This is a genomic window from Sutterella parvirubra YIT 11816, from assembly GCF_000250875.1.
Classification (GTDB): Bacteria; Pseudomonadota; Gammaproteobacteria; order Burkholderiales; family Burkholderiaceae_F; genus Sutterella; species Sutterella parvirubra.
The window spans coordinates 2241-7769 of the sequence record NZ_JH605015.1; the positions used below are offsets into that span (position 1 = coordinate 2241).

The window sequence follows — 5529 nt, forward strand, 5'->3', positions numbered from 1 at the left end:
TCGAGGGCCGCTCTGCGCGGCCCTCTTCCGTTTCGTTTCGTTCCGTTCCTTTGCGGGTGGGCTCTTCCAGCCGCTCACTTCGCCCCGCAGGCAGTGCGGTAGGCGAGCAGAATCGCCTCCCAGACCTGCTTGGCGTTCAAGGGATGCTCCGCCGCGCGGCGCACCCCCAGGACCTTCGCGGAGAATTCCCAGAGCGACGCTTCCGTCATCGTGGCGGCGACGGCTTGAAGCGCCGCCGCTTCGGTCGTGAAGTAGCGGGGTTCCACCCCGGCCTTCACGCGCAGAAGATCGTGCGTCCAGCGCGCCAGGAGAAGCGCGACGGGCGGCGTCGTGAAGTCCGCGGAATGCGCGCGGACGATGTCGTCGGGCGTGAGGGCCTGGCCCTTCTTCAAGAGTTCGACGAGGGTCTTCTCAGCCTTGGGCGTCAGGCGGTCGGTCTGACCCTGACGGAGCGCCGCCAAGGGCGCGCCCCCCGCCATCGCGAGCGCCTCTTCGCCCGCTTTGAGGCGCTTCTTCTTGAACCAGTCGAGCGCCTCGGCCTTCGTCGGCATCGGCACGCGCACCATGCGCGAGCGCGAGCGGATCGTGGGGAGCACCGCGTCGACGTCTTCGGCGACCAGGATGAAGATCAGATCGGCGGGCGGCTCCTCCATCGATTTGAGGAGCGCCGCCGCGGCTTCCGCGCGGACCATGTCCGCGGGGTAGACGAGCACCGCCCGGCGTCCGCCGCTGTGAGCCGACAACCCCAGGAAGTCCGCCAACGCGCGCACCTGATGGATGCGCACTTCGCGGGAGAGCTTCTTCGTGGCGCTCGACCGTTCGTTCTCGGCGGGTTCGTACGGCAGTTCATGCTCCGCGGCCGCGGCTTCCGACAACACGAACTTCAAGTCCGGGTGCGTCCCGGCGGAAGTGAGGCGGCAGCCCTGACAGCGCCCGCAGGCCGTCCCGTCCGGGTTGGGCGAGACGCACATGAGGCTCTCGGCAAAGGCCTTTCCCAATTCAAAGAGCCCGATCCCGGGCGCGCCGTGAATGAGGACGGCGTTCGGGAGGCGCGAGCGCATGGCGAGAAGTTCGCCGAAGGCTTCGCCGAGCCAGGGGTAAGGCGCCTTCTCCGTCGCCGACTTCAGAGCTGCTTCCGTCAGAGCCATTTTGCGGTCTCCTCGAACATGCGCGCTTCGATCGCTTCGGGCGTGTCCGCGGCGTTGAGCACCACGAAGCGCTCGGGCTGACGCCGGGCGCGCTCAAGGTAGGCGTCCCGCACGCGGTGAAAGAACGCCGCCTTTTCGCGCTCGAACCGGTCGGCGGCTTCGCCGCGGTCCCCGCGGCGGGCTTCCGCAATCGCGGGGTCGATGTCGAAGAGAAAGGTCGCGTCGGGCTGGAAGCCCCCCAACGTCCACGCTTCGATCGCTTCGACCCGTTCGCCCGGGACGCCTTTGCCCCCGGCCTGGTACGCGTAGGTGGCGTCCGTGAAGCGGTCGGACAACACCCAAATCCCTTCCTCCAGCGCCGGCTTGATCACGCGCTCGACGTGTTCGGCGCGCGCGGCGAAAAAGAGCAGCGTCTCGGCGTCCACCCCCATGTCTTCCGAGAGCAGAAGCCCGCGGATCTTTTCACCCAGGGGCGTGCCGCCGGGTTCGCGCGTGCGCAGAGTCTTCACGCCCTTGGCGGCGAGATGGGCCTCCAGCGCGTTGATGCGCGAGGTCTTTCCCGCGCCGTCGATGCCTTCAAAGGTGAGAAAACGGCCTTGCACGCTCTGTCTCCATGGGTTGGGTCTGAGGGGTTGAGTGTTCTGGAATGGAAGAAGTCTACCGACCGGGCGCCCCGTATGGGTGACGCTGGATGGATGCGCCTCTTGCGGCGCACCTTACTGAGCCCGCAGAGGCGCGTTCCCGTCCTTCGGCGCAGGGGCCGAGGGCGAGAACGGCGTCTGGCGCTTTTCCAGAATGAAGTGGCGCACCGCGCGGTTGTGGTCTTTGAGATTCGTTGTGAATTCGCTCGTGCCGTCCCCGCGCGAGACGAAGTAGAGGTAGCGCGTCTCGGCCGGATGCGCCGCGGCCTCGATGGAGGCAGGCGTGGGCATGCCGATCGGCGTCGGCGGGAGCCCCGTGATCCGGTACGTGTTGTAGGGCGTGAAGGTCTGAAGGTCCTTCTTCGTGATGTTCCCGTTGAAGCGCTCGCCCAAGCCGTAGATCACGGTCGGGTCGGTCTGAAGGGGCATCTTCACGGCGAGCCGGTTGTGAAAGACCGAGCTCACGAGGTGGCGGTCGCGCCGGATCCCGGACTCGCGCTCGATGATGGAGGCGAGGATCAGGAGTTCGTACGGGGTCTTCACCTGGGCGTTGGGCGACCTCGTCGTCCAGGCTTCATTCAGAAGCCGCTTCTGGCGCTCGACCGCGCGGCGGAGCACCATCAGATCCGACGTACCCGACCCGTAGCGGTACGTCTCCGGCGCGATGAAGCCTTCGATCGAAGGATAGGCCTCAAGACCCAGCGCCTTTCGGAGTTCTTCGTCCGAGAGCTTCGTGCTTTCGGGCTTCAGGTTCACGGCGTCGGCCAAGAGTTGCCGGACGGTCCAGATCGGCACGCCGTCCGGAATGCGGACCTGTTGGTCGATCAGGGGGCCTTCGGCCAGCCGGTCCAAAATCGCCGAGACCGGGCGGTTTGCTTCAAAGCGGTAGAGCCCGGCGTGCACGCGGCTCAAACCCCGGTCGTGGAGCCTCGCGGCGGCGCGAAGTTCCAAGGGCGTGACGTCGAGCCCCGACGCGACGATCCGGTTCATGATCCGCTGCGCCGTGTCGCCTTCTTCGACGAAGACGTCGACCGTGGGTTCTCCGGACGCGATCGCGACGGGGCGCGAGAAGAGGTCCCAACGGATGAGCGCGGCGCCGATCAGCACCGCGAGCGTGACGATCAAAAGTGCGATCCCGCCCCATTTGGCGCTCCTGCGGATGACGAAGCGGCGGTTCCCCGCGACGGCTTCGTCCGCCTTGTCGCCGAGGGCCTGCGCGGGTTCGGCTTCGTTCCTCTCCGGGGATTCGGCGGGCTCCGGTTTGTCGGCGCCCTCGGAAGATTCGGACGGAGAGGACGATTCGGCGTCTTCGCTCTTTTCTTCCGCATCGGCCTCTTCCGTCGACGCGGACGCTTCCGCTTCCCCGGCCTTGCCTTCAGACGCCTCTTCAGAAGACGCTTCGGTCTTCTCTTCGGGCGCGTCCCCGGAAGCCTCGGGGGCATCCTCCGGTTTCTTCGGATCCTTCTCTTCCTTCGATTCAGGCGCCTCCCCCGCGGGCGCGGCGTCGTCGGCGCGCGGCGTTTCGGGCGCGGGCGGTTCCGTCCCGGGCGTCTGCTCGGGAGCGTCCTGGGGCGTCCCGACGGCGGCGGTCGGGTCGTTGTCCTTGGGTTGGGCCATGAATCTTTTCCGGGGATGTGTTTCTTATCGGACGAAGAGTTTAGCGCATGGGCGGTCCGCATCCGTTATCCTTTACGAACCGCGCTCGGAAACCTCCCCCGGGACGCCCCGCGTCCGACTTTCCCGAGCCCCTCAAGAGGAACCGAACAATGACCTCCACCAACGCTCTCCCCCGCCGCGCCCGCGTCGCCGACATGACGCTTCTGCGCGTCGAAGGCAAAGACGCCGTGCGTTTTCTCCACGGCCAGTTCACCAACCGCATCGAAGGTCTCCGGGACCGCGTCGTCTCCGCCGGGTACTGCTCCCCGAAGGGGCGCCTTCTCGCCGTGCTGCGCGCCTGGATGGCCGCGGACGGCGCCGTGATGCTGCTTCTGCCGACCTCGCGCGCCGCGGGGTTTCTGAAGCGCATGCGCATGTACGTCCTCCGCGACGACGTGACCTTCACGGACGTGACGGCCGACTTCACGCTCACGCTTGAACTCGGCGCGGCCGACGCGCCCGCCGCGGGTGAAGCCGCCCGCCGTGAGGACGCCGTGCTTCTGGACCTTCAGCCGACGAACGCCGTCGAGGGCTTCATCGAAGCGGGCACCCGCACGCTCGTGGTCGGCCCCAAGACGGAGGACGCCGCGGAGGCGCTCCCGTTCGACCTCTGGCGCGTCTCGGAAATCGCCGCCGGCGTGCCGCAGGTCTTCGAATCCACGATGGAAGCGTTCGTGCCGCAGCAGATCAACCTCGAACTCGTGGGCGGCGTCGTCTTCAACAAGGGCTGCTACCCCGGCCAGGAAGTGGTCTCGCGCCTGCAGCACATCGGCGAGACGCCGCGCCGCGGCGCGATCGTGATGCTCGCGACGGCGGAAGCCCCCGCGCCCGGCACGCTCCTTGAAGCCGCCGACGCCGTCGTGGTCGACGCCGTCTCGAACGGGAAGGAAACGCTCGCCTTCGTCTGCGCGAAGGTGGCCGGGATCCCCGAAGGCGCCGCGAAGACGCTCCCGCTTCCCTACGAAATCAGGAACGTCCTGAAGGGCTGAGTTCCCCGGGACGTGATCCGCGGGTCAGCGAAATCCGACCCGCCGGATCTATAATCAGTCGCCTGACGAAAAGAGGCCGCTTTCCCTTCCGGAATCGGCCTCTTTTTGCGAACCAAGAAAACGACCGATCCCCTCGCCCCCGACCACGAGACCCGCGCCATGTTCAAGCAATCCCTCTGGGCCCTCGCCGCCGCCTTCCTCTTTTCCCTGATGGCGGCCTTCGTGAAGCTCTGCAGCGGCCAGCTGGGTACGCTCGAACTCGTCTTCTACCGCTCGATCTTCGGCGTGCTCTCGATCGGGCTCTTCGTCTGGCGGCAGCACCTCCCGATCCGGACCCCGCACATCTGGGGGCACGTGAAGCGCTCGGTCCTCGGCACGCTCTCCGTCGCGCTCTGGTTCTGGACCCTGGGGAAGCTTCCCTTCGGCACCAACATGACGCTCATCTACACGACGCCGCTCTTCATGGCGGTGAACTTCATCGTGCTCGCGTGGATGCGCCGTGAACAAGCTCCTTGGGCGCTCATCCTCGCGATCGTCGCGGGCTTCGCCGGGATCACGATCGTGCTGCAGCCGAGCTTCCACTCGGAAGACCTCATCCCCGCGCTCGTCTGCTTGTCGGTCTCCTTGGTCGACCTTCTCGTCTACTGGCAGATGAAGGAGTTGGGCGACCTCAACGAACCCTCCTGGCGCATCGTCTTCTACTTCACCGTCTTCGGGACGCTCTTCGGGCTCGTGGGCTCCTACGTCGTCGGGGACGGCATGCACATGCCCGACCTCATGGGCTGGCTCGGGATCCTCGGAATGGGCGCCTGCGCGACCCTCGGGCAGATCTGCACGACGCGCTCGTACGCGTACGGGAACATGCTCCTTTCCTCGTGCCTCGGCTTTTCCGCCATTCCGATTTCCGCCGTCATCAGCTTCTTCCTCTTCGGCGAGACCGTGAGCGCCGTCGCCCTGGTCGGCATGTCCCTCATCATCGCCTCCGGCATGACCGCCTCCGTCACGACTAAGCGCGCCGAAGCGGCGCAGGCCGCGAAGAAGAAGGCGGAGGCGGCGGGAGCGTAAGCCGTCGGCACGGCCTTCAGAATTCAGATA

5 protein-coding genes are annotated in these 5529 nt (G+C 66.8%); 2 read left to right on the forward strand and 3 right to left on the reverse strand.

Going from position 1 to position 5529, the window contains the following annotated elements; genetic code table 11:
* Positions 1-74: 74 nt before the first annotated feature.
* The 3 genes from HMPREF9440_RS09620 to mltG all read right to left on the reverse strand — a co-directional run bounded on the left by HMPREF9440_RS09620 (position 75) and on the right by mltG (position 3406).
* A complete protein-coding gene (locus tag HMPREF9440_RS09620) occupies positions 75-1148 on the reverse strand; it encodes a DNA polymerase III subunit delta (RefSeq protein WP_008543762.1) in 1074 nt (357 codons plus the stop codon).
* Positions 1139-1750: a dTMP kinase gene (gene tmk / locus HMPREF9440_RS09625; protein ID WP_008543763.1), complete on the reverse strand. Its 612-nt coding sequence runs from the start codon at positions 1748-1750 to the stop codon at positions 1139-1141. Before tmk ends, HMPREF9440_RS09620 begins: the two co-directional genes overlap by 10 nt.
* Positions 1751-1864: 114 nt before the next feature.
* Complete coding sequence (gene mltG, locus HMPREF9440_RS09630; RefSeq protein WP_008543764.1) at positions 1865-3406, reverse strand: endolytic transglycosylase MltG; 1542 nt, start codon at positions 3404-3406, stop codon at positions 1865-1867.
* Between the two features lie 149 nt (positions 3407-3555).
* Between mltG and ygfZ the strand changes: the two genes are divergently transcribed.
* On the forward strand, positions 3556-4434 hold the full coding sequence (ygfZ, locus tag HMPREF9440_RS09635) for a CAF17-like 4Fe-4S cluster assembly/insertion protein YgfZ (protein ID WP_008543766.1): 879 nt from the start codon (positions 3556-3558) through the stop codon (positions 4432-4434).
* A gap of 159 nt (positions 4435-4593) precedes the next feature.
* The gene (locus HMPREF9440_RS09640; protein ID WP_008543767.1) at positions 4594-5499 is read left to right on the forward strand and encodes a DMT family transporter; all 906 of its coding nucleotides are present in this window, start codon (positions 4594-4596) and stop codon (positions 5497-5499) included.
* The last annotated feature ends 30 nt before the right edge of the window (positions 5500-5529 follow it).